This window comes from Paraburkholderia nodosa (assembly GCF_001718195.1).
GTDB classification, from domain to species: domain Bacteria; phylum Pseudomonadota; class Gammaproteobacteria; order Burkholderiales; family Burkholderiaceae; genus Paraburkholderia; species Paraburkholderia nodosa_A.
The window spans coordinates 1-23907 of record NZ_MCNV01000017.1 but is presented as its reverse complement, the minus strand read 5'-3'; the positions used below and the strand labels follow the sequence as shown (position 1 = coordinate 23907).

The following is a 23907-nucleotide window of genomic DNA, read 5'->3' as shown; positions in this document are numbered from 1 at the left end:
GATGGAAAAGAACCGACTCGAAGCCTTCAGCGATGGCGTGCTCGCCATCATCATCACGATCATGGTGCTGGAACTCAAGGTGCCGCATGGCAATGATCTCGCTGCGCTCGCGCCGCTGTGGCCGGTTTATCTGAGCTACGTGTTGAGCTTCATCTACGTGGGGATCTACTGGAACAACCATCACCACATGCTGCAGGTGGCGCGCCGCGTGAACGGCTCGGTGCTCTGGGCCAACCTGCATCTGCTGTTCTGGCTGTCGCTGCTGCCGTTCACCACGGGCTGGATGGGCGAGAACGAGTTCGGGCGCTGGCCGACCGCGCTCTACGGCGTCAACCTGCTGCTCTGCGCGCTGGCTTACGTCGTGCTGCAATTCACGCTGGTGCGCTACCACGGCATGCAGAGCCCGCTTGCCGTTGCGCTGGGCAATGACGTGAAGGGCAAGATTTCGCCGGCGCTGTATCTGGCGGGGTTTGCGCTCGCGGCGTTCGACTATCCGCGCATTGGCGCGATCTTCTACTTCATCGTGGCGCTGCTCTGGCTCGTGCCCGACCGGCGTATGGAACGGCTCGCCCTCGCTGCCGGCGAAAAGAAGGAAGAGTAAACAGCAGTGGGGCCGGCGCGCGTGCGGCCGGCCCCTTCGCACATCACATCGTCATCAGCCTGCCAGGTGCTTGCGCTTGGCGAGTTCCTGAGCCTTGGCATAGTCGGCCTGGATCACGGGCAGACCTTCCGTGGCAGCCTTCTTCAGGCCCGCGTCGCGGCCCGAGGCGATCTCCGCCTGGAATGCCGAGAGCGTCTTCTGCTGGCCGGCCAGCGCGACCTGCTCGATATACGTCTTGTCGAAGTCCGCGCCGCGCAGGTTATTGATGCTGCCGATCACGGCCGCATCCGGGTCGTTGCGCGGCACGTCCACGCCGCGCGGGCTCGCCGCGCGCATCGAGTCGGACAGCTTCGTATAGTCGGCCACCAGTTTTTCCGCGAAAGCCTTCACTTCGCGATCGGTCGAGCGCGAATCGGCAATGCGTGCGGCATCGCGCTGCGTGGCGACGGTTTGCGTGCCGTCCGCGATGAAGGCTTTGTCGGCTTCGTGCAGCTTGCCGGGTGCGGCCGAAGTCGAGGCAGAAGCCGCGGTGGGCGCGGGGGTCTGCGCATGGGCGCTCAGCGTCACGGCGCAAAGGCTGGCGGCCGAAGCCGCGATGAGCGAGGCAAGCGAGAGGCGAGTCATGTGAACTCCTTTCTGCGTAGTTGGTATCGATTGCCGCGCAGGGCTGTGTCATGCGGCTTTTCGTGCGGCTCTGCGCGGGACCGTTGTGGCGAGGCGCCTTGCTGCTCAACGGTCTGGGGAATTCTATGAAGTCGTTCGCCGTTCAGGTGAAACGATTGCTTCGCTTGTGTAACGGTTGGTAAGAGAGCATGCGACAGAGATAACGAACCGCGTAGTCACATCGACGTCATGCGCTTATGCCAATACGGCGTTTTCCATTCGCGCCAACCGGCGCACAATGTCCCTCGCGCGCGTCGTTGCTGCTACAGCGAAAAGTCCCACGATCTGGGCACGAACGCGGTTTGAGTCTCACGAGCGTGCGCAAAAGCGCACGCAAAAAAACGTAGGCCAACGAGGAGGAGACAGGATGGACGACGAGCTGGTTGCAACCGCATCCACCACACAATCGACTGCCGCAGCCACCACCGCCGCGAATTTTCGCTGGCGCGTGCTGATCTGGCTGCTGTTCGGCGGCATCATCAACTACCTCGATCGCGCGAATCTCGCGATCGCCGCGCCCGGCATGATTCACGACCTGGGCCTCACGCGCACGCAAATCGGCTTGCTGGGCACGGTGTTCGCGTGGACCTACGCCGTGATGCAGTTGCCGGCGGGCTGGATCATCGACCGCTTCGGTGCGAAACGTGCCTATGCAGTGGGCATGATCTGGTGGAGCGTGGCGACGTGGCTCACCGGCGTCGTTGGGTCGATCTCGGGCCTCATCGTCATGCGCGTGCTGCTCGCCGTGGGCGAGGCGCCGTGCTGGCCGACCTCCGCCAAGATCACGGCCGCGTGGTTTCCCGCCAAGGAGCGCGGCTTCGCCACCGGCATCTGGGATTCGTCGTCGAAGTGGGGCCCCGCGCTCGCGCCCGCCGTGCTGGTAGCGTTGATGATCGCCTTCGGATGGCGCTCGCTCTTTCACGTGACGGGCGCCATCGGCATCGTCTTCGCCGTGCTGTTCCTTTTTCTCTATCGCAACCCCGCGCAAAGCAAGCGGCTCACGCGAGAGGAATTCGCCTATATCGAAGCGGGCGGCGGCGGCCACGAGCGCTCGCTCACGACCGCGGCCATTCGCTGGCGCGCGCTGTTCGCCTCGCGCAGCGTGTGGGGCATGATCTTCGGCTACTTCTGCGCGATCTGGCTGTGGAATATCTTCCTCGTGTTCCTGCCGCTCTATCTGCTCGATCGCTTTCATATTTCGTTCGCACAACTGGGCATCTACGCGAGCATTCCGTGGTTCGGCGGCGCGGCGGGCGAGATCGTCGCGGGCTGGGTCGCGAAGAAACTCGTGGATCGCCGCATAGCTTCGCCCATGGTCGCCAAGCGCATGCTGATCGTGGTGGGTGCAATCGGTGCGGGCGTGTGCGCGGCGGCGCTGCCATTGGCGAGCACGATAGGCGCGAGCGTCGCGCTGATGACGTTGGGGCTGGCGTTCATCGCCGCCACCATTGGCAACGCGTGGGCGCTCGCGGCCGACATCGCCCCGTCGTCGATGGTCGCTTCCGTGAGTTCGATCCAGAATTTCGGCGGCTATTTCGGCGGGGCGTTCTCGCCGGTCGTGGCGGGCTTTATCGTCGACCGCACCGGATCGTATTCGCTGGCGTTCATCATGGGCGGCGCGATTGCGGGCTGCGCGGCGCTGTTCTACTGGTTCATGGCGCGCAGCACGGTGGGCCAGCCGGCGGACGCGGCTTGAGGAGACGAACATGAACGCCTGCGAACGCTTTCCCTGGCGCGCGCATCGAGCCGAATCCCCGCCATGGCTCGGGGCGCTTCAGCGCCTTATCGCACCTGGCTGCGCAGCGCCTTGGCGGCAGCGACCATGTTGGTCAGCGCCGGAATGACCTCGGCCCACTGTCGTGTCTTCAGACCGCAGTCCGGGTTGACCCACAGGCGTTCTGCCGGAATGCGCCCGGCGGCCTTCTGCATCAATTGCACGATGTGCGCTTCGGTCGGGATGTTCGGCGAGTGAATGTCGTACACGCCCGGCCCGATTTCGTTCGGATACCTGAAGTCGTCGAACGCGTCGAGCAGTTCCATGTCCGAGCGCGAGGTCTCGATCGTGATGACGTCCGCGTCCATATCGGCGATCGACGCAATGATGTCGTTGAACTCCGAATAGCACATGTGCGTATGGATCTGCGTTTCGTCTTCCACGCCGTTCGCCGTGATGCGGAACGATTCCACGGCCCAGCGCAGATACTCGCCCCACTGCGCGCGGCGTAGCGGCAGACCTTCGCGCAGCGCGGCCTCGTCGATCTGGATCACGCCCACGCCGGCCTTCTCCAGGTCGAGCACTTCTTCGCGAATGGCGAGCGCGAGCTGGTAGCACGAGACCGAACGCGGCTGGTCGTCACGCACGAAGGACCAGTTGAGTATCGTCACCGGGCCCGTGAGCATGCCCTTCATGGGCTTGTTCGTGAGCGACTGCGCGTAGGTGATCCACTCCACCGTCATCGCCTTCGGGCGGCTGATGTCGCCGAACAGAACAGGCGGTTTCACGCAGCGCGAGCCGTACGACTGCACCCAGCCGAACTGGCTGAACGCGTAGCCGTCGAGCTGCTCGCCGAAATATTCGACCATGTCGTTGCGCTCAGCTTCGCCGTGCACGAGCACATCGAGACCCAGTTGCTCCTGCTCTCGCACGCTGCGCTCGATTTCGGCGCGCATGGCGGCCTGGTAGCTCGCGTCGTCGAGCGCGCCGCTCTTGAACTGGCTGCGCGCCTGGCGGATTTCCGCCGTTTGCGGGAACGAGCCGATCGTGGTGGTCGGGAAGGCGGGCAGCTTCAGGCGTGCGGCCTGCTTCGCGGCGCGCTCGGCATAGGCGTGCTGACGATTGCCGAGCTGCGCATCGATGCGGGCGATCGCGGCCTTCACGGCGGGGTTGTTCACGCGCGGCGACTCGCGGCGCGCCTGAACGGCAGCGGCGTTCGCCGCGAGTTCGGCTGCGACCTTGTCGCGGCCGGCATTGAGCGCCGTGGCAAGCACCTTCACTTCGTCGAGCTTTTGCAGCGCAAACGCGAGCCACGAACGGATTTCGACGTCGAGCTTTTCTTCGCTCGCGAGATCCACCGGCACGTGCAGCAGCGAGCACGACGGCGCGATCCAGAGGCGCTCGCCCAGTTGCTTCGCGAGCGGCTCGAGCCATTCGAGCATGGCGTTCAGATCCGTCTTCCATATGTTGCGGCCGTTGATCGCGCCCACCGAGAGCACGCTCTGTGCAGGCAGCTTTTGCGCGGCCAGCGCGACTTCTTCGCGGGCGTTGATCGCGTCGATATGCAGACCGTCGACGGGCAGCGAGCACGCGAGGTCGAGATTGTCCTGCAGCTGGCCGAAGTAGGTGGCCAGCAGCAGCTTGACGCTACGCAGCTCGAAGCCTTCATACGCCGTCGCAAACGCGGCGCGCCAGGCCGGATGGAGTTCGGTCACGAGAATCGGCTCGTCGATCTGCACCCATTCGACGTCCATCACGCGGAAGTAGTCGAGCAGTGCGCGATAGACCGGCATAAGGCGCGGCAGCAGCGCCAGCTTGTCCGAGTCGTCCTTGGCCTTGCCGAGCCACAGGTAAGTGAGCGGCCCGATGATCACGGGCTTGGCCTTCACGCCCAGTTCGCGGGCTTCGCGCAGTTGCTCGGAAAGACGCGAAGTGTCGAGGTTGAACTGCGTATCGGCCGTGAATTCGGGGACGATGTAGTGATAGTTCGTGTCGAACCACTTCGTCATTTCGCCGGCCGCGACGCCGCCGCAGCACGCGGCATGGTCCTCGGCGCCCGCCGCCGAGCGGCCACGCGCCACGCGGAAGTAGTTGTCGAGCTTGTCGCCGTGGAAGCCCTGCACGCGCTCGGGCAGGTTGCCGAGCGTGAAGCTCATGTCGAGCACCTGGTCGTAGAACGCGAAGTCACCGGCCGGCACGAAGTCGAGACCCTTCTGGTTTTCCCAGTGGCGCTTGCGCAGTTGCGCGCCGAGCGCCTTCAGTTCGTCGCGCGAGGATTCGCCTTTCCAGTAGCGTTCCAGACCGGATTTGAGTTCGCGTTTCGCGCCGATGCGCGGAAAGCCGAGATTGTGCGTGGTGACCATGTGCGGTGCCGTCCGAAATGAAAGTGCTGAAAACGATCCAGAGTGGCAGCGATGATAGACGTATCCGATGATGAAGAAAAATGGCATTATTTCATCCATCCATTAGTTTTTTTCATCTGGTCGCCTGATGCTCGAACGCGTTCACCTTGTCATCGTCCGCGAAGTCGCCCGCCAGGGCTCACTGACCGCAGCGGCGGAATCGCTTTTCCTCACGCAGTCGGCGCTGAGCCATACGATCAAGAAGATCGAGCAGCAGCTCGGCACGCAAATCTGGGACCGCGAGGGGCGCAGCCTGCGGCTGACGCAGGCCGGGCAATATCTGCTCTCGCTAGCCGAGCGGCTTCTGCCCCAGTTCGAACTCGCGGAAGAGCGCATGAAGCAGTACGCCGCGGGCGAGCGGGGCACGTTGCGTATCGGCATGGAATGCGCCCCGTGCTATCAGTGGCTGCTCAAGGTGGTCTCGCCGTATCTGGCGCGCTGGCCCGACGTCGACGTGGACGTGAAGCAGCGTTTTCAGTTTGGCGGCATCGGTGCGTTGATCGGCTACGACATCGACGTGCTGGTCACGCCCGATCCGCTCAACCGGCCCGGACTGCGTTTCGATCCGGTGTTCGACTACGAGCAGGTGCTGGTGGTCGCGGAAGACCATCGGCTCGCGAACGTGCGCTACGTGAAGCCCGAGCAACTCGTCGACGAAACGCTCATCACGTACCCCGTGGATACCGACCGGCTCGATATCTACAACCAGTTTTTGCGGCCCGCGAACATCACGCCACGCCGTCACAAGACGATCGAAACGACCGACATCATGCTGCAGATGGTCGCGAGCCATCGCGGCGTGGCCGCGTTGCCGCGCTGGCTCGCGGAGGAATACGCAGACCGTATGCCGCTCGCGATCGTGAAGCTCGGCAAGCAGGGCATCGCGAAGCAGATCTTTCTCGGCACGCGCGAAGGCGACGCCGTGGTCGACTACCTGAAATCGTTCGTCGAATTCGCACGCGACCCGGTCTGGCAACAGCCCCGTGTGCGAGGCTGATGGTCACGTTTTGAAATTGAAAGGAACGTCGTACAAGTTCGTATATTGATCGTTCAATTAACTTAAAGTCGCTGTTCATCGGTACTCGCTGGAATCGCTTGTCGCTTCTGCGCAATTGCTCGTCGCAATTGCTACGTTAGTCGGCTTTTTGCCGGACAACCATGTGTCATGAGCCTTCATGACCCTGCGACGCAGTTCGATTCCTGAGGAGATGACGATGTACCGATTCCCCCTGCTTAAGACAGGCGCGCTCGCGTGCGCCGCCATTCTCTGCACCAGCGCCTACGCGGCCGATCCGACCGCGTGCAAGGACGTTCGCTTTGCCGACGTGGGCTGGACCGATATCGCGGCGACGACGGGCGTGGCGTCGACGATCCTCGGCGCGCTCGGCTATGCGCCGACCAAGACCATCGCCTCTGTGCCGATCACGTTCGCAGGGCTCAAGAGCAAGCAGATCGACGTGTTCCTCGGCTACTGGTCGCCGACCATGGACCCCATCATCGAGCCGTTCACGAAGTCGGGTTCGATCAAGGTGCTCTCGACGCCCAATCTCACGGGCGCGAAATACACGCTTGCCGTTCCCGATTACGTCTACCAGGGCGGCCTCAAATCGTTTCAGGACATCGCGAAGTACGCGGACAAACTGCAAGGACGCATCTACGGCATCGAACCCGGCAACGACGGCAATGCGCTGATCCAGAAGATGATCGGCGCGAACCAGTACGGCCTCGGCAAATTCAAGCTCGTCGAATCGAGCGAGGCGGGGATGCTCGTGCAGGTGAACCGCGCCGTGCGCGAGAAGCAATGGATCGTGTTCCTCGGCTGGGAGCCGCATCCCATGAACGTGCAGATGAAGATCGACTATCTCTCGGGCGGCGACGCGGTGTTCGGGCCTGACTACGGCGCGGCGCGCGTGCTGACCGCGGAACCGCCCGACTATGCCGCGCGCTGCCCGAACGTGGCGAAGTTCGTCTCCAACCTGCAGTTCACGACCGCCATCGAGAACCATTTGATGGTGCCGATCGCCAACAAGGAGGACCCCAACAAGGCCGCCGCCGACTGGTTGCGCAGCAACCCGCAGGTGCTCGACAACTGGCTCGCCGGCGTGACCACGCTCGACGGCAAGCCGGGCCTGCCTGCCGTGCGCGCCTCGCTGGGCGTGCACTGACGTGCCGTTGTCCGCGGCGAAAGCCGCGGACAACCCTGCGGTACATCCCTATTTGCGCGGCAATTTTGGTTGATTAGCGTTCAAAAGAGGAGGAGGCAGATGGAGCAAGCAGGAATCGGTACGCATGGCGCAGAGGAGAGCGCCGCACGAGGCGGTCATGGCCATGCGCTGCAGCGCGGCCTCACATGGAAAGATGCGTTCTGGGTGACGAGCGGCGTGCCCGCGGGCGTGCTGTTCACGATTGGCGGCGTTTGCGCGACCATCGGCCAGCCGGCCTGGGCCATCTGGATCGCATCGATCACGATGGGCCTCGTGCAAAGCGCCACTTACGCCGAGATTTCAGGGCTCTTTCCGCACAAGTCGGGCGGTGCCTCGGTGTACGGAGCAATCGGCTGGGTCCGCTACAGCAAGATGATCGCGCCGGTTTCCGTGTGGTGCAACTGGCTCGCGTGGTCGCCCATGCTGGCGCTGGGCTGCGGACTTGCCGCGAATTACGCGCTCGCCACGCTGTTCGCGCCCGAAGCGGCCATCCTGCAGTGGCACTGGACGCTCGCCAACCTGGACTTCATCAAGCCGGGTCTCACGCTGCGCATCAACGCGACGTTCCTGATCGCCGCGGCGTTCCTGCTCATCACGTTCCGGCTTCAGCACAGCGGCGCTTCGAAGGCCGCGAAAACGCAGAAGATTCTCGGCATCGCATCGCTCACGCCGCTTTTGATCGTCGGGCTCGTGCCCTTCGTCACGGGCGATGTTCCCGCCAAGCATCTGTTTCCGCTGCTGCCGCTCGGCCACGACGCGCACGGCAATCTCACCGCGGCGGTGTTCGGCACGTGGAACGGGCAGGGCGTGGTCATGGCGCTGGGCGCGATGTTCATGGCGGGATGGGCATCGTACGGCTTCGAAACGGCGGTGTGCTACACGCGCGAGTTTCGCGACCCGCGGCGCGATACGGCGCGGGCGATCTTCTGGTCGGGCGCGCTTTGCCTCGTGGTGATGACGCTCGTTCCGCTCGCGTTTCAGGGCTCGCTGGGTACGGCGATGATGCTCGATCCGCGCATCGGCGACGGCACTGGTGTTGGCACCGCGATGGCCGCGATGGTGGGCGGCGGCGCCTGGGTGGGCAACGCCGTGGTGGTGATGCTGATGCTTTCCATCTTGCTGATCGTGATGACGTCGATGATGGGTTCGTCGCGCACGCTCTATCAGGCGTCGGTGGACGGCTGGCTGCCGCGCTACCTCTCGCGCGTGAACGAGCACGGCGCGCCGACGGCGGCGATGTGGACCGATCTCGGTTTCAATCTCATCCTGCTCGCGATGTCGGACTATATGACGGTGCTGTCGATCTCGAACGTCTGCTACATGTTGTTCGTGTTCCTGAACCTTCAGTCCGGCTGGATTCATTGCATGGACCGTAGCGCCTGGGCGCGGCCGTTTCGTTGCCCGACGTGGCTGCTCGCGCTCGGTGCGCTGTGCGGCTATGCGAATCTCGTGTTCGTGGGCGCGGGCGCCAATCTGCAAGGCGAGGGGACGCTGCGCGATGGCCTCATTGCCATGCTGCTGATCGTGCCGGTGTTTGCTTTCCGGCATTACTGGCAAGATCGCGGGCGGTTTCCGGCGGGGAGTGCGCTCGATATGGAAGTGAGCGTGCCGGTGCGCAGCCGGTGGTTGAGTCTTGCGCCTTATGGCGCGCTCGTTGCGGCGGCGCTGACGATTGCCGTTTCGCATTGGCTGGCCGCGTCGGTCTGAGTTGACTTCAGTGTTGGCGGCATCGTGCGGGCGGGGTGCTCGCGTGGTGCCGCGTTTTTTTTGGCTCTTCCTGTTGCTGTGCCTTTTACAGGACTGATCGCGCGCTGAATGTTCGATGAACCCGAAGAAAAAGCCAGAGTCGCTGCGCAACTCCTTGCGCGACGACTCTGGCCCATTAGCGTTGCTTAAAGCGTCACGCTATGTGCACGTACTTTCTCCTTGCGCGACGCGCCATCCGCCGCGGAAAAATCCGGTCCCCGTGCCGGCATCCCATTTGCCACAAAATACGGCGCATGCGATCGCGCAAGCGCCTCGCGCCCGCGGATGCGATCCGCGATCTTTTCCGCGATCATGATGGTCGGCGCATTGAGGTTGCCGGTGGTGATGCGCGGCATGATCGACGCGTCCACGACACGCAGGCCGTCGAGTCCATGCACGCGGCCTTCGCCGTCCACCACCGCCATGTCGTCGTAGCCCATCGCACACGAACACGACGGGTGATAGGCGGTTTCCGCGCGGTTGCGCACGAAAGCATCGATCTCGGCGTCGGTCTTGAGCGCCGCGCCGGGGTTCAACTCGCGTCCGCGAAACCGGTCGAGCGCGGGCTGCGCAATGATTTCGCGCGTGATGCGAATTGCGTCGCGGAACTCGCGCCAGTCGAGCGCTTCGGCCATGTAGTTGAAGAGGATCGACGGATGCTGGCGCGGATCGCGCGAGCGCAGCTTCACGCGCCCGCGGCTCGGCGAGCGCATCGAGCCCACGTGCGCCTGGAAGCCGTGCATCTTGATCGCATTGCTGCCGTTGTAGTTGATCGCGACGGGCAGGAAGTGATACTGAAGGTTCGGCCACGGATCGTCGTCGCGCGTGCGAATGAAGCCACCCGCCTCGAAATGATTGCTCGCGCCAATGCCGGTGCCGCGCAGCATCCATTCAAGGCCAATCGCCGGTCGATTGCGCATGAGGAGCGCAGGGTAGAGCGAGACGGGCTCCTTGCACTCGTACTGCATGTACATTTCCAGGTGGTCCTGAAGATTCTGCCCGACGCCCGGCAGATCGAGCACAATGGGAATGTCGAGTTCCCGCAGCCATGCACCGGGACCGACGCCCGAGCGCTGCAGGATCTGCGGCGAGGCGATCGCACCCGCACACAGCAGCACTTCGCGGCGCGCGTAGCGGGTCACACGCGCGGGCCCGTCGAGAAAGACGACGCCACATGCCCGCTTGCCGCTGAACAGAATGCGGTCCGTCACCGCGTGCGTGACGATGTCGATGTTGGGCCGATGCTTTGCCTGATCCAGATAGCCGCGCGCGGTGCTCGCGCGCCGGCCTTTTGCGGTCACGGTGCGGTCCATCGGCCCGAAGCCTTCCTGGCGGTAGCCGTTGAGGTCGTCGGTGCGCGCATAGCCCGCCTGCACGCCCGCCTCGATCATCGCCTCGAAGAGCGGGTTCACGCCCGGCTTGCTCGTCGTCACGTGCACGGGACCTTCGCCGCCGTGATAGTCGTTCGCGCCGACGTCGCGCGTTTCGGCCTTGCGGAAATAGGGCAGGCAGTCCAGATAGCTCCAGTCCTCGAGCCCCTTGCGCTCGGCCCAGCCGTCGTAGTCGAGCGCATTGCCGCGGATATAGCACATGCCGTTGATGAGCGACGATCCGCCCAGGCCCTTGCCGCGCCCGCATTCCATGCGCCGGTTGTTCATGTGCGGCTCGGGATCGGTCTCGTAGGCCCAGTTGTAGCGGCGGCCTTGCAACGGGTAGGCGAGCGCCGCGGGCATCTGCGTGCGGAAATCGAAGCGGTAGTCGGGGCCGCCCGCTTCGAGCAGCAGCACCGTCGCGTCGCGGTCCTCGGTGAGGCGCGCGGCAAGGACGTTGCCCGCCGATCCCGCGCCGATGATGATGTAGTCGTACTCTTGCGCTGCCATGCAGGACTCCCTCAGAAAACGGGCTGATACGGTCCCAGTTCCACCTGGACGGATTTGATGCGCGTGTAGTGCTCGAGCGTGGTGATGCCGTTTTCGCGGCCCACGCCCGACTGCTTGTAGCCGCCCACGGGCATTTCGGCGGGCGACTCGCCCCAGGTATTGATCCAGCAGATGCCGGCTTCGAGCCGATGAATCACGCGGTGCGCCCGAGAGAGGCTTTCGGTCACGACACCGGCGGCCAGGCCGTAAAGCGATTCGTTGGCACGTGCGATCACTTCGACTTCGTTGGCGAAGGCAAGAATGCTCATCACCGGCCCGAAGATTTCCTCCTGCACGATGCGCATGTCGTCGCGGCAACCGGAGAACACGGTGGGCTGCACGTACTGGCCGCGCGCGAAGTCGCCCTGCGTGAGGCGCGCGCCGCCCGCGAGCAGCCGCGCGCCTTCGCGCTTGCCGCTCTCGATATAGCCGAGCACCTTGTCGAGCTGCGCGGCGCTCGCGAGCGGCCCGAAGTTGGTGGCGGGATCGGCGGGGTTGCCCACGCGGATGCGCTTCACGCGCTCGAGCACGAGAGCCTCGAACGCGGCAATGACCGATTGATGGACGAACACGCGCGTGGCGTTGGTGCATACCTGGCCCGCGCTGAAGAAGTTGGCGGTCACGGCGATATCGGCGGCGCGCTCGAGGTCGGCGTCTTCGAAGACGATGAGCGGCGACTTGCCGCCCAGTTCCATCGTGACTTCCTTGAGCGTGGAGCCGCCCGCGGCCGCCATGACCTTCTTGCCCGTTTCGACGCCGCCCGTAAACGAAATCTTCTCGATGCCGGGATGCACGCTCAGCATGGCGCCCACACGGCCGTCGCCGTGGACCACGTTGAACACGCCAGGCGGCACGCCCGCCTCGATATAGATCTCGGCGAGCTTCGAGGCCGAAAGCGGCGTGATCTCGCTCGGCTTGAAGATCATCGCGTTGCCGGCGGCGAGCGCGGGCGCCGATTTCCAGCAGGCGATCTGCAACGGATAGTTCCAGGCGCCGATGCCCGCCGTGACGCCCAGCGGCTCGCGCCGCGTGTAGACGAACGCGCTTTCGCGCAGCGGGATTTGCTGGCCTTCGAGCGCGGGCGCGAGGCCCGCGTAGTACTCGATCACGTCGGCACCGGTGACGATGTCCACGCTGCGCGTTTCGGCGATGGGCTTGCCGGTGTCGCTGGTTTCGAGCGCCGCGAGTTCGTCGTTGCGTTCGCGTAGCAACTCGACCGCGCGCCGCAGCACGCGCGAGCGCTGCATGGCCGTCATGGCAGCCCAGACGCGCTGGCCGTTGCGGGCCGACTGCACGGCGCGGTCGATATCGGCGGCGCTTGCGTGCTGGACCGTGGCGAGCCTGGCGCAGGTGGCGGGATCGTAGGTGTCGAACGTTTCGCCGCTGGTGGCGTCGGTGTAGGTGCCGTCGATGAAGAGGCGTTGCAGGGGAAAGTGGGACATCGTTGGCTCCGGGCCGAGTTATTTGCCTGACTTGCCTGAGCGCGGCTTGGCGCGCGCTTCGAGCAGCAGGTCGATGTAGTCGTTGGCCACGCGCAGCGCGGCCTTCGTGTCGAACGGTTCGCCCGTGAGCGCGCCGCGCAGCCAGAGGCCGTCGATCAACGCAGCGAGTCCGCTTGCGGCGCGCCGGGCCGCGGCCCCTGGCAACACCTTTTCGAACTCCGCGCAGAGGTTCGAATGGAGCCGCCGCGTGTTGACGCGCTGCAGCCGGCGCAGCGCGGGCTGATGCATGCTCTCTGCCCAGAACGCGAGCCAGGTCTTCATGACGGGTGCATTCACCTGCGAGACGTCGAAATTAGCCGCGACGATGGCGCGCAAGCGCGCACGCGGTTCGTCTTTCGCGGCGAGCCGACGCCGCACCGTGGCCTCCCAGAGGTCGTGCAGCACGTGGCGCATGGTGGCTTCGAGCAGGCCGTCCTTGCCGCCGAAATAGTGACTGACGATGCCAGTCGAAATCTTCGCGTGCTGCGCCACGGTGGCGAGCGTGGTGCCGGAAAGACCCGACTGGTCGATCGATTGCAAGGTGGCGTCGATGAGTTGCGCGCGGCGCACGTCGCGCATTCCGATCTTGGGCATGGTGATTCCGGGCGATTCGGGGAGGTTTCCACTTTAGGTATTTTTTATTGAATGTTCAATCAATAAAAACGTAGAAATGGCGGGATCGGCGGATTTTACAAAGTCCGCGTCGGATTACCGATGATCGCCTCGCCGGAACGCCCTGCGAGGCCCGCCGGATAACGGATTGCGCCTGTTTTACAGGGGTTTTTCGCTGGTTGGCGTGTCGCGTTAGCGCCAGCGCGTGTCGTGTCTGCGCAAGTCGGTCGAGATTTGGACTTGTACGTTTTGATCCACCGCGCAGGGCGTCACGCGTTGCCCGCGCGGCCCGACAACCTGTATCGCCAGACCAGAGAGACCCGACACCATGAGAAAACTGAAAGCGGTGGCACTGAGCGGCATCGCGGTGACATTGAGCGCTGTCTCGGCCGCGAGCCATGCCCAAAGCAGCGTCACCCTGTACGGGATCATCGACGCGGGCGTGACCTATGTGAGCAATGCGGGCGGCTCGCATCAAGTGAAATTCGACGATGGCATTGCGCAGTCGAACCGCTGGGGTCTCAAGGGCACCGAGGATCTCGGCGGCGGGTTGAAGGCCGTGTTCCAGCTGGAGAGCGGCTTTCACCTCGGCAACGGACAGATCGCCAACGGGGGCTCACTCTTTGGTCGCCTCGCTTATGTCGGACTCCAGAACGATTGGGGCGCGCTCACGTTCGGCAATCAGGCCGATATGACGCAAGAGTTCGTCTACCTCTACAACGTCACGGCGTGGGCGAGCGGCTACGCAATCAACCAGGGCGACTTCGACCGCATGAACGGCGACCATCTGCCGAACGCCGTGAAGTTCATGTCGAACACGTTCGGCGGATTCCAGTTCGGCGGCATGTACTCGTTCAGTAACACGCCAGGCGACTTTCACACCGGCAGCGCCTGGAGCGTGGGCGCGCAGTACCAGAACGGCCCGTTCGCGATGGGCACCGCCTACACGCAGCTGAACAACCCATCGGGCATCTACGCGTTCGACCCGTACAACATGATCGGCGTGCGCACGTTCTTTGGCAGGCCGACTGTGAGCGTCGATCCCGCCACCGGCGCGGTTAGCTCGCTCTACTCGGAGACGCCGTTCCCCGTGGACAAGCAGGCCACCTTCGGCGCGGGCGCGAGCTACGCCATCGGCGACGTCACGCTCATGGGCGCTTTCACGTACACGCAGATCAAGGCGTTCGGCGAGAGCGAGCACATGCAGGTGGGCGAGGGCGGCGCGAACTGGCAGGTGACGCCCGCATTCAGCGTGGCGGGCGGCTACCAGTACACCCACTTCGACGGCCACCACTGGAACCAGCTTTCGGCGGGGATGCATTACCTGCTTTCGAAGCGCACGGACGTGTACATCTCAGGCGACTGGCTCAAGGCCTCGCAGGGTGTGGACGCGGTGATCGGCTATAGCTTCGCGCCGTCTTCCACCACCACCCAGGCCGATGTGCGCATTGGCTTGCGTCATCAGTTCTGAGCATGCAGGCGGGTGTTTTCCCGCGGCAAAACGTCGGGAAAACCCGCGGTTAAACGCTGGCGTTGCGTCCGCCGGAGTCGCCCGCAGCCCCGGCTGGCGAGGCCGTCCAACGGCGATGGCGTTTTTGTTCTATCGGCTACCACGGCCTCTTTGGTCTACTTGCACTCAAGCTCATCCATGCGCTCAGCGCGAAGGGAAGTCAGATGAACGTCAGCGTTTTCGACCTGTTCAAGATCGGGATCGGTCCGTCCAGCTCGCATACGGTCGGCCCGATGGTTGCCGCGTGCCGCTTCGCGTCCCACATCGAGGACGCCAATCTGCTCGCCTTTGTGTGTCGCGTCAAGGTCGAGCTGTACGGCTCGCTCGGCGCGACGGGCAAGGGCCACGGCACTGACAAGGCGGTGCTGCTCGGCCTCGAAGGCAACTTGCCCGACTCGATCGACCCTGACCAGATCGAGCCGCGCCTCGCCGCCATGCGCCGCGAGAAGACGCTCGTGCTGCTCGGCAAGCAGACCATCCGCTTCGACGAGAAGGAGTGCGTTGGCTTCTTTCGCAAGACGATGGGCGGCGCGAACACACTGCATCCGAACGGCATGCGTTTTCAGGCCTTCGACGAAAACGGGCAGCTGCTCGTCGAAAAGGAGTACTACTCGGTGGGCGGCGGCTTCGTCGTGAACCGCGACGGCGACCGCGTGAACGGCGTGCGCAGCGGACGCGAGGTGCCGTATCCGTTCCGCACCGGCGACGACCTGCTGCGCGTGTGCAACGAGAGCGGCCGGTCGATCGCCGACGTCACCTTTGCGAACGAATGCGCGGCACGTTCGCCGGAGGACGTGCGCGAAGGGCTGCTCGTGATCTGGCGCGCGATGGCCGCCTGCGTGGAGCGCGGCTGCAAGATGCATGGCGAGCTGCCCGGCCCGATGCAGGTGAAGCGCCGCGCCGCCGATCTCTCGGTGCATCTGCGTTCGCGCTCCGAGGAGTCGCTGCGCGATCCGCTGTCGATGCTCGACTGGGTCAATCTCTACGCCATGGCCGTGAACGAAGAGAACGCGGCGGGCGGCCGCGTCGTCACGGCGCCCACGAACGGCGCGGCGGGCGTGATTCCCGCGGTGCTGCACTACTACGTGAAGTTCGTGGCGGGCGCAAACGAAGACGGCATCGCCAACTTCCTGCTCACGGCCGCGGCCATCGGCATCATCTACAAGGAAACGGCGTCGATCTCGGGCGCCGAAGTGGGCTGCCAGGGCGAAGTGGGCGTGGCGTGCTCGATGGCCGCCGCGGCGCTCGCTGCCGTCATGGGCGGCACGCCGCGCCAGGTGGAGAACGCCGCCGAAATCGGCATGGAGCACAACCTCGGCATGACCTGCGACCCCGTGGGCGGCCTCGTGCAGATTCCCTGCATCGAGCGCAACGCCATGGGCGCGATCAAGGCGATCAATGCCGCGCGCATGGCGCTCAAGGGCAACGGCGAGCATTACGTCACGCTCGACAACGTCATCAAGACGATGCGCGAAACGGGTGCCGACATGAAGACGAAATACAAGGAGACGTCGCGCGGTGGTCTCGCCGTGAACGTCATCGAGTGCTAACTGAAGCTAATGGTAACGCGCAACAAGGGGTCTGCGAGATGAGCCGCTATTCGATATTCAGTCTGTTCCGCAACGGGTTGTCGTATCACGAGAACTGGGAGCGGCAGTGGAGAAGCCCGGAGCCGAAGAAGGAGTACGACGTGGTGATCGTCGGCGGCGGCGGGCATGGTCTCGCAACGGCCTATTACCTCGCGAAAGAGCACGGCGTGAAGAACGTCGCGATTCTGGAGAAGGGCTGGATCGGCGGCGGCAACACGGCGCGCAACACGACCATCGTGCGCTCGAACTATCTTTGGGACGAGTCGGCGGCGCTCTATGAAAAGGCGATGAAGCTCTGGGAAGGGCTCTCGCAAGACCTCAACTACAACGTGATGTTCAGCCAGCGCGGCGTGATGAATCTCGCGCATACGCTGCAGGACGTGCGCGATACCGAGCGCCGCGTGAACGCGAACCGCCTGAACGGCGTGGACGCCGAATTCCTCACGCCCGAGCAGATCAAGGAAATCGAGCCGACCATCAACCTGAACAGCCGCTACCCCGTGCTGGGCGCCTCGATCCAGCGCCGCGCGGGCGTGGCGCGCCACGACGCCGTGGCGTGGGGCTTCGCGCGCGGCGCGGACCAGCACGGCGTGGACATCATCCAGAACTGCCAGGTGACGGGCATTCGCCGCGACGGCGCGCGCGTGACCGGGGTGGATACGTCGAAGGGTTTCATCAAGGCGAAGAAGGTCGCCGTGGTGGCGGCGGGCAACACCACGACGCTCGCGGACATGGCCGGCGTGCGCCTGCCGCTGGAAAGCCACCCGCTGCAGGCGCTGGTGTCGGAGCCGATCAAGCCGGTCGTGAACACCGTGATCATGTCGAACGCGGTGCACGCCTATATCAGCCAGTCCGACAAGGGCGATCTCGTGATCGGCGCGGGCGTGGACCAGTACACCGGTTTCGGCCAGCGCGGCAGCTTCCACATCATCGAAGGCACGCTGCAGGCCATTGTCGAAATGTTCCCGGTGTTCTCGCGTGTGCGCATGAACCGGCAGTGGGGCGGCATTGTCGACGTTTCGCCGGACGCCTGCCCGATCATCAGCAAGACCGACGTGAAGGGTCTCTATTTCAACTGCGGCTGGGGCACCGGCGGCTTCAAGGCGACGCCGGGCTCGGGCTGGGTGTTCGCGCACACCATTGCGAAGGACGAGCCGCATCCGCTCAACGCGCCGTTCTCGCTGGACCGCTTCTATACCGGCCATCTGATCGACGAACACGGCGCAGCCGCCGTCGCGCACTAGGCAACTTCGTTGCATGGGACCAGAGTAAGGCGCTGAAGCGCCAACTCTGGTCGACAGGAGATCCAAACATGTTGATCATTGAATGCCCGTGGTGCGGTCCCCGCGCCGAAGTCGAGTTCACGTGCGGCGGCGAAGCCGAAATCGTGCGTCCGCTCGACACCGACAAGCTCACCGACAAGGAGTGGGGCGACTACCTCTTCATGCGTCACAACCCACGCGGGGTGCATAAAGAGCAGTGGCTGCACGCGCAGGGCTGCCGCCGCTGGTTCATGGCGACGCGCGACACCGTCACCTACGAGATTCAGTCTTACGAAACCTTCGGCGCAGCAAATGGGGCGCAAGGCGACAAGCAAGGGAGCACGCAGCGATGAGCCAGAAGAACCGCCTCGGCGCCGGTGGGCGCGTGAACCGCGCGATTCCGCTGAACTTCACGTTCAATGGCCGCACGTATCAGGGCTTTCAGGGCGACACGCTGGCCTCGGCGCTGCTCGCCAACGACGTGCATTTCGTCGCGCGCAGCTTCAAGTACCATCGCCCGCGCGGCATCATGACGGCGGACGTGGCCGAGCCGAACGCTATCGTGCAGCTCGAGCGCGGCGCGTATACGGTCCCCAATGCGCGCGCGACCGAAGTCGAGTTGTACCAGGGACTCGTCGCGACGAGCGTGAACGCCGAGCCCAGCCTCGAAAACGATCGCATGGCGATCAACCAGAAGTTCTCGCGCTTTCTGCCGGCGGGCTTTTACTACAAGACCTTCATGTGGCCGCGCAAATGGTGGCCGAAATACGAGGAAAAGATTCGCGACGCCGCGGGTCTCGGCAAAGCGCCCGAAGTGCGCGACGCCGACCGCTACGACAAATGCTTCGCGCATTGCGATGTCCTCGTGGTGGGCGGCGGCCCCGCCGGCCTCGCGGCCGCGCATACGGCGGGCGCAACCGGCGCACGCGTGATTCTGGTGGACGACCAGCGCGAACTGGGCGGCAGCCTGCTGTCGTGCAAGGCCGAGATCGACGGCCGTCCTGCGCTCAATTGGGTCGAGAAGATCGAAGCCGAACTCAAGCAGATGCCCGACGTGAAGATCCTGTCGCGCAGCACGGCGTTCGGCTATCAGGATCACAATCTCGTGACCGTGACGCAGCGTTTGACCGAGCATCTGCCGGTTTCCACGCGCCAGGGCACGCGCGAGCTGTTGTGGAAAATCCGCGCCAGGCGGGTGATTCTCGCCACCGGTGCGCACGAGCGTCCCATCGTGTTCGGCAACAACGATCTGCCGGGCATCATGCTGGCCTCGGCGGTCTCGACGTATATCCATCGCTATGGCGTGTTGCCGGGCCGCAATGCGGTCGTCTTCACGAACAACGACGCGGGCTACCGTTGTGCGCTCGATCTGAAGGCATGCGGCGCGACCGTCACGGTCGTCGATGGGCGCGCCCAGGGCAACGGCGCATTGCAGGCCACCGCGCGCCGCCAGGGCGTGAAGGTGATGTACAACGCGGCCATCAACTGTGCGCATGGCAAGCAGCGCGTGAGCTCAGTCGACGTGGTGGGCTACACGAACGGGCAGGCCGGCGCGCAGCAGGCCACGCTTGCATGCGATCTCGTTGCGGTATCGGGCGGCTTCAGCCCGGTGCTGCACCTCTTCGCACAGTCGGGCGGCAAGGCGCACTGGAGCGACGCGAAGGCGTGCTTCCTGCCCGGCAAGCGCGTGCAGGAGGAAGTGAGCGTTGGGGCGGCAGTGGGCGAATTCGGGCTTGCCCGCGCGCTCGTGCAGGGCGTGGACGGCGGCATCGACGCGGCGAAGTCGCTCGGCTTCCCGCTCAAGCGGCCCGCTGTGCCCAGGGCAGCCGAGGTCGAAGAGACGCCGCTGCAGGCGCTGTGGCTCGTGGGCAGTCGCAAGGATGCGGCGCGCGGGCCGAAGCAATTCGTCGACTTTCAGAACGACGTCTCGGCAGCGGACATTCTGCTCGCCGCGCGCGAAGGCTTCGAGTCGGTCGAGCACGTGAAGCGTTACACGGCCATGGGCTTCGGCACCGACCAGGGCAAGCTCGGCAATATCAACGGCATGGCGATTCTCGCCAGCGCGCTCGGCAAGACGATTCCCGAGACAGGCACGACGACGTTCCGCCCGAACTACACGCCTGTCACGTTCGGCACGTTCGCAGGGCGCGAACTCGGCGACATGCTCGACCCGATCCGCAAGACCTGCATTCACGAGTGGCACGTGCAGCATGGCGCGGAATTCGAGGACGTGGGCAACTGGAAGCGCCCGTGGTACTACCCGAAAAGCGGGGAGAATCTGCACGCGGCCGTGAGGCGCGAGTGTCTTGCGGTGCGCAACAGCGTCGGTATTCTCGATGCTTCCACGCTGGGCAAGATCGACATTCAAGGCCCCGACGCCGCGAAGCTGCTCAACTGGGTCTATACGAACCCGTGGCTCAAGCTCGAAGTGGGCAAGTGCCGTTACGGCCTGATGCTCGACGAAAACGGCATGGTGTTCGACGACGGCGTGACGGTGCGCCTCGGCGAGCAGCACTACATGATGACGACGACCACGGGCGGCGCGGCGCGTGTGCTCACGTGGCTCGAACGCTGGCTGCAGACCGAGTGGCCCGACATGAAGGTGCGTCTCGCTTCCGTCACCGACCACTGGGCGACGTTCGCCGTGGTCGGCCCGAAGAGCCGCAAGGTGCTGCAGAAGGTATGCAAGGACATCGACTTCGACAACGCCGCGTTCCCGTTCATGTCGTATCGCAACGGCACGGTCGCGGGCGTGAAGTCGCGCGTCATGCGTATCAGCTTCTCGGGCGAGCTGGCCTATGAAGTGAACGTGCCGGCCAATGCAGGCCGCGCCGTCTGGGAAGCACTGATGGAGGCCGGCGCCGAGTTCGACATCACGCCGTACGGCACGGAGACGATGCACGTGCTGCGTGCCGAGAAGGGCTACATCATCGTGGGTCAGGACACGGACGGCTCGGTCACGCCTTTCGATCTCGGCATGGGCGGTCTCGTCTCGCAGACGAAGGACTTCCTCGGTCGCCGCTCGCTCAAGCGCTCGGATACGGCGAAGGAAAACCGCAAGCAGTTCGTCGGACTGCTGACCGACGATGCGCAATACGTGCTGCCCGAAGGCGGCCAGATCATCGCACCGGATGCGCATGCGCGCGCCGACGGCACGACGCCGATGATCGGTCACGTGACGTCGAGCTACTACAGCCCGATCCTGCAGCGTTCCATCGCGCTGGCGGTCGTGAAGGGCGGCTTGAACAAGATGGGCGAGCGCGTGGTGATTCCCATGGCCGATGGCCGGCGCGTGAGCGCGCAGATCGCGAGCCCGATTTTCTACGACACGGAAGGAGTGCGTCAGCATGTTGAATGAAACGAAAGACCCCCTGCCGGTCGCGGAGCGCGTCGTCGGTGTGCGCCTGGAGTCGCCGCTCATCGGTGCCGCGGATCTGGTCAAGGCGCAGGAGGGACGTGCCTCGAAAGCGTTCGCCATGCGTGAGCTGCCGTTTCGTGACCTCGTGAACGTGCGCGGCGAATTGAGCGACCCGGCGTTCGTCGCGGCGTTCGCCGGCGTGGTTGGCTGCGAGCCGCCGGCCGCGCCGAACACCGTCGCGCGCAGCGACCACTACGACGTGCTCTGGCTCGGACCCGACGAATGGCTCGTGCGCTCGCTCGCGCCTGTGCAAACGGGCATGCTCGAAGCGAAGCTGACCCCCGTGCTCGGCGATGCCTATGCGGCGGCCGTGGACGTCGGCAGCGGCAACACGGTGATCGAGATCGAAGGCACGCGGGCGCGCGACGTGCTCTCGCGCGGCTGCCCGCTCGACCTGCATCCGCGCCTCTTCAAGCCGGGTCAATGCGCGCAGAGCGTGTATTTCAAGGCTTCGATCATGCTGATTCCTACGGGCGACGACCGCTTCGAAATCGTCGTGCGCCGCAGCTTCGCCGATTATTTCTGCCGCATCATGGTCGACGCCGCGGCGTCGGTCGCGCCATGAAGATCGTCGATGCAGCGTTCGAGCCGGCGCTTGGCGCGCTGGGCGCAATCGGTGCGCTCGGCGCACACGACGCGCCGCTCGGGCGCGGCTGGAGCGTATTTGTCGAAGCGTTGAGCGTGCCGGCGCGCATCGGTATCTATCCGCACGAGCACGGTTCCCCGCAGCCGCTCGTGATCGACGCGCAGCTCGGCTATCGCTGCATGCCGCACGAAAAGAACGCGACGGGTGAAGCGGGCGACTGGATCGACTACGACGGCTATTGCACGCGCCTTGCCGACTTTCTCGGGCGCAAGCCGCATACGCGGCTGCTCGAAACGCTGGTGGCGGACATGGCGGCGTTTTCGTTTCGCGAATGGCCCGCGCTGGAAACGCTCAGGCTCGCGGTGCACAAGCCGAAGATCCGGCCGGGTACGCGTCGCGTGGGCGTGGGGCTCGACTGGACGCGCGCCGACTATCGGCAATGGATACGGGCCGACGGGAGTGGGCAGTAGCAGGCAAGACGCGTAGCCGGATGTCGGCGCAAAGCAAGGGCGCGTCGCTTCTTGCACATCGTCGTCTGCGGCGCTCAGGCTACGCTCGAAGCACCGTTGTCTTGCGTGCAGTTTGCGCAAGGCAACGCCATCTAGTGAGCAGCGTTGCGAGCTGCATCGAACAGGAGACAGCGAGATGAGCGGTAATCGAGGCGTCGTGTATCAAGGGCCGGGCAAAGTCGAGGTGCAGAACATCGCGTATCCGAAGATGGTCGATCCGAGCGGGCGCTCGATCGGCCATGGCGTCATTCTGAAGGTAGTCAGCACGAATATCTGCGGCTCGGACCAGCATATGGTGCGCGGGCGCACGACGGCGCCCGTCGGCCTCGTGCTGGGTCATGAGATTACTGGCGAAGTGGTGGAGGTGGGCAACGACGTCGAAACGCTGAAGATCGGCGACCTCGTTTCCGTGCCGTTCAACGTGGCTTGCGGGCGCTGTGCGATGTGCCGCGAGCAGCACACCGGTGTTTGCCTGAACGTGAATCCGTCGCGCGCGGGCGGTGCTTACGGCTATGTCGACATGGGCGGCTGGATTGGCGGCCAGGCCGAATACGTGCTCGTGCCGTATGCCGATTTCAACCTGCTGAAGTTTCCGGACCGCGATCAGGCGATGTCGAAGATTCGCGATCTCACCTGCCTATCCGACATTCTGCCCACGGGCTATCACGGCGCGGTCACGGCGGGCGTGAAGCCGGGCTCGACCGTTTATATCGCGGGCGCGGGTCCAGTGGGGATGGCGGCTGCGGCGTCGGCGCGTTTGCTTGGCGCGGCCTGCACGATCGTCGGCGACATCAATGCGGAGCGGCTCGCGCATGCGAAGGCGATGGGCTTCGAAGTGGTCGATCTTTCGAAAGACGCAACGCTCGGCGAGCAGATCGAACAGATTCTCGGCAAGCCGGAAATCGATTGCGCGGTGGATTGCGTGGGCTTCGAAGCCCACGGGCATGGCGCTTCCGGTCACTCGGAAGAGGCGCCGGCCACGGTGCTCAATTCGCTGATGGAAATCACGCGGCCCGCAGGCATGATCGGTATTCCTGGGTTGTATGTGACGGACGATCCGGGTGCACGCGATGTGGCCGCGCAGCATGGCAGCCTGAGCATCCGCTTCGGGCTTGGTTGGGCCAAGTCGCATACTTTCCATACAGGGCAAACGCCTGTGCTCAAGTACAACCGGAATCTCATGCAGGCGATTTTGTTTGATCGGTTGCCGATCGCCAAGATCGTTAATGTTTCGGTTATTTCGCTTGATGAGGCGCCTGAGGGGTATAAAAAGTTTGATGGCGGTGCGCCGCGGAAGTTTGTGATTGATCCGCATGGGTTGTTGGCCGCTTAATTTTTAGTTTTGGCTTTTGGCCTTTTTTTGTGGTTTTCCTGTTTTCGCGTCGGTATGCATGCGTTGCCCCTGTGCGGGGCGGCACCTACTTTCTTTGCGGCGGTGTATGGACCGGAGACATGGGTAACAGGTGTGCGGGGACATGGGTAACACATGATCCGCTCATTCGGGATGGTCCAGGTTGATGGTTCCGAAATGATGATGCAGGAAAAACAGGTCATAGCGGTTGCCGCTTCCTGCGCTGGGGCGCACCGCAACCGGCAGCTTGTGCAGCGCATTTGAAACCTTGAAACACCGGCACCGGAAACGGAGTTCTCCATTCCACCCCACGCGTACCACCGTGTCGTCGCTGCGATAT

Annotated in this window: 18 protein-coding genes and 1 pseudogene; 13 read left to right on the top strand and 6 right to left on the bottom strand. The window is 64.3% G+C overall.

Annotated features, from left to right (window positions below; translation table 11 throughout):
* Nucleotide 1: 1 nt before the first annotated feature.
* Nucleotides 2-601 carry a TMEM175 family protein gene (locus BFD71_RS25320; protein ID WP_069267073.1) on the top strand — a complete coding sequence of 200 codons (600 nt, stop codon included), beginning with the start codon at nucleotides 2-4 and terminating at the stop codon, nucleotides 599-601.
* A 54-nt stretch (nucleotides 602-655) separates the two neighbouring features.
* Here BFD71_RS25320 and BFD71_RS25315 read toward each other — a convergent pair whose 3' ends face one another.
* Nucleotides 656-1225, bottom strand: coding sequence for a DUF4142 domain-containing protein (locus tag BFD71_RS25315; protein WP_069267072.1), 570 nt, complete (start codon nucleotides 1223-1225; stop codon nucleotides 656-658).
* Nucleotides 1226-1631: 406 nt separating this feature from the next.
* Between BFD71_RS25315 and BFD71_RS25310 the strand changes: the two genes are divergently transcribed.
* Nucleotides 1632-2960 (top strand): MFS transporter, encoded by a 1329-nt coding sequence (locus BFD71_RS25310; protein ID WP_069267071.1) that lies wholly within the window; start codon nucleotides 1632-1634, stop codon nucleotides 2958-2960.
* Nucleotides 2961-3046: 86 nt separating this feature from the next.
* On the opposite strand, the gene metE is transcribed toward BFD71_RS25310, so the two are convergent.
* A complete protein-coding gene (gene metE / locus BFD71_RS25305; protein WP_069267070.1) occupies nucleotides 3047-5341 on the bottom strand; it encodes a 5-methyltetrahydropteroyltriglutamate--homocysteine S-methyltransferase in 2295 nt (764 codons plus the stop codon).
* 127 nt (nucleotides 5342-5468) lie between these two features.
* Between metE and BFD71_RS25300 the strand changes: the two genes are divergently transcribed.
* The 3 genes from BFD71_RS25300 to BFD71_RS25290 all read left to right on the top strand — a co-directional run bounded on the left by BFD71_RS25300 (nucleotide 5469) and on the right by BFD71_RS25290 (nucleotide 9291).
* Nucleotides 5469-6377 carry a LysR family transcriptional regulator gene (locus BFD71_RS25300; protein WP_069267069.1) on the top strand — a complete coding sequence of 303 codons (909 nt, stop codon included), beginning with the start codon at nucleotides 5469-5471 and terminating at the stop codon, nucleotides 6375-6377.
* Nucleotides 6378-6594: 217 nt separating this feature from the next.
* The gene (locus BFD71_RS25295) at nucleotides 6595-7545 is read left to right on the top strand and encodes a choline ABC transporter substrate-binding protein (protein WP_069267174.1); all 951 of its coding nucleotides are present in this window, start codon (nucleotides 6595-6597) and stop codon (nucleotides 7543-7545) included.
* A gap of 99 nt (nucleotides 7546-7644) precedes the next feature.
* On the top strand, nucleotides 7645-9291 hold the full coding sequence (locus tag BFD71_RS25290; RefSeq protein ID WP_069267068.1) for an APC family permease: 1647 nt from the start codon (nucleotides 7645-7647) through the stop codon (nucleotides 9289-9291).
* Between the two features lie 185 nt (nucleotides 9292-9476).
* Here BFD71_RS25290 and betA read toward each other — a convergent pair whose 3' ends face one another.
* Genes betA through betI form a run of 3 tightly spaced genes read right to left on the bottom strand, consistent with a single transcriptional unit; the run spans nucleotide 9477 to nucleotide 13324 of the window.
* Nucleotides 9477-11210, bottom strand: coding sequence for a choline dehydrogenase (betA, locus tag BFD71_RS25285; protein ID WP_069267067.1), 1734 nt, complete (start codon nucleotides 11208-11210; stop codon nucleotides 9477-9479).
* A gap of 11 nt (nucleotides 11211-11221) precedes the next feature.
* Nucleotides 11222-12691, bottom strand: a complete 1470-nt coding sequence (betB, locus tag BFD71_RS25280) for a betaine-aldehyde dehydrogenase (protein WP_069267066.1) — start codon at nucleotides 12689-12691, stop codon at nucleotides 11222-11224.
* An 18-nt stretch (nucleotides 12692-12709) separates the two neighbouring features.
* Nucleotides 12710-13324 carry a transcriptional regulator BetI gene (gene betI, locus BFD71_RS25275; protein WP_069267065.1) on the bottom strand — a complete coding sequence of 205 codons (615 nt, stop codon included), beginning with the start codon at nucleotides 13322-13324 and terminating at the stop codon, nucleotides 12710-12712.
* A gap of 346 nt (nucleotides 13325-13670) precedes the next feature.
* Here betI and BFD71_RS25270 point away from each other — a divergent pair, with 346 nt between their 5' ends.
* The 8 genes from BFD71_RS25270 (at nucleotide 13671) to fdhA (ending at nucleotide 23549) form a co-directional block, all read left to right on the top strand.
* On the top strand, nucleotides 13671-14813 hold the full coding sequence (locus tag BFD71_RS25270; RefSeq protein WP_069267064.1) for a porin: 1143 nt from the start codon (nucleotides 13671-13673) through the stop codon (nucleotides 14811-14813).
* Nucleotides 14814-15016: 203 nt separating this feature from the next.
* Nucleotides 15017-16402: an L-serine ammonia-lyase gene (locus BFD71_RS25265; RefSeq protein ID WP_069267063.1), complete on the top strand. Its 1386-nt coding sequence runs from the start codon at nucleotides 15017-15019 to the stop codon at nucleotides 16400-16402.
* A 38-nt stretch (nucleotides 16403-16440) separates the two neighbouring features.
* A complete protein-coding gene (locus BFD71_RS25260) occupies nucleotides 16441-17685 on the top strand; it encodes a sarcosine oxidase subunit beta family protein (protein ID WP_042260300.1) in 1245 nt (414 codons plus the stop codon).
* 68 nt (nucleotides 17686-17753) lie between these two features.
* A complete protein-coding gene (locus BFD71_RS25255; RefSeq protein WP_069267062.1) occupies nucleotides 17754-18056 on the top strand; it encodes a sarcosine oxidase subunit delta in 303 nt (100 codons plus the stop codon).
* Complete coding sequence (locus tag BFD71_RS25250) at nucleotides 18053-21061, top strand: sarcosine oxidase subunit alpha family protein (protein ID WP_069267061.1); 3009 nt, start codon at nucleotides 18053-18055, stop codon at nucleotides 21059-21061. The genes BFD71_RS25255 and BFD71_RS25250 overlap by 4 nt, the downstream gene beginning before the upstream one ends.
* Nucleotides 21051-21686: a sarcosine oxidase subunit gamma gene (locus BFD71_RS25245; RefSeq protein WP_069267060.1), complete on the top strand. Its 636-nt coding sequence runs from the start codon at nucleotides 21051-21053 to the stop codon at nucleotides 21684-21686. The genes BFD71_RS25250 and BFD71_RS25245 overlap by 11 nt, the downstream gene beginning before the upstream one ends.
* On the top strand, nucleotides 21683-22177 hold the full coding sequence (locus BFD71_RS25240) for a dihydroneopterin aldolase (RefSeq protein ID WP_083245461.1): 495 nt from the start codon (nucleotides 21683-21685) through the stop codon (nucleotides 22175-22177). Before BFD71_RS25245 ends, BFD71_RS25240 begins: the two co-directional genes overlap by 4 nt.
* A 175-nt stretch (nucleotides 22178-22352) precedes the next feature.
* A complete protein-coding gene (gene fdhA, locus BFD71_RS25235; protein WP_069267059.1) occupies nucleotides 22353-23549 on the top strand; it encodes a formaldehyde dehydrogenase, glutathione-independent in 1197 nt (398 codons plus the stop codon).
* Nucleotides 23550-23711: 162 nt separating this feature from the next.
* Here the strand turns inward: fdhA and BFD71_RS25230 are convergent.
* Nucleotides 23712-23907: pseudogene (locus BFD71_RS25230) on the bottom strand (IS481 family transposase); the annotation flags it as partial.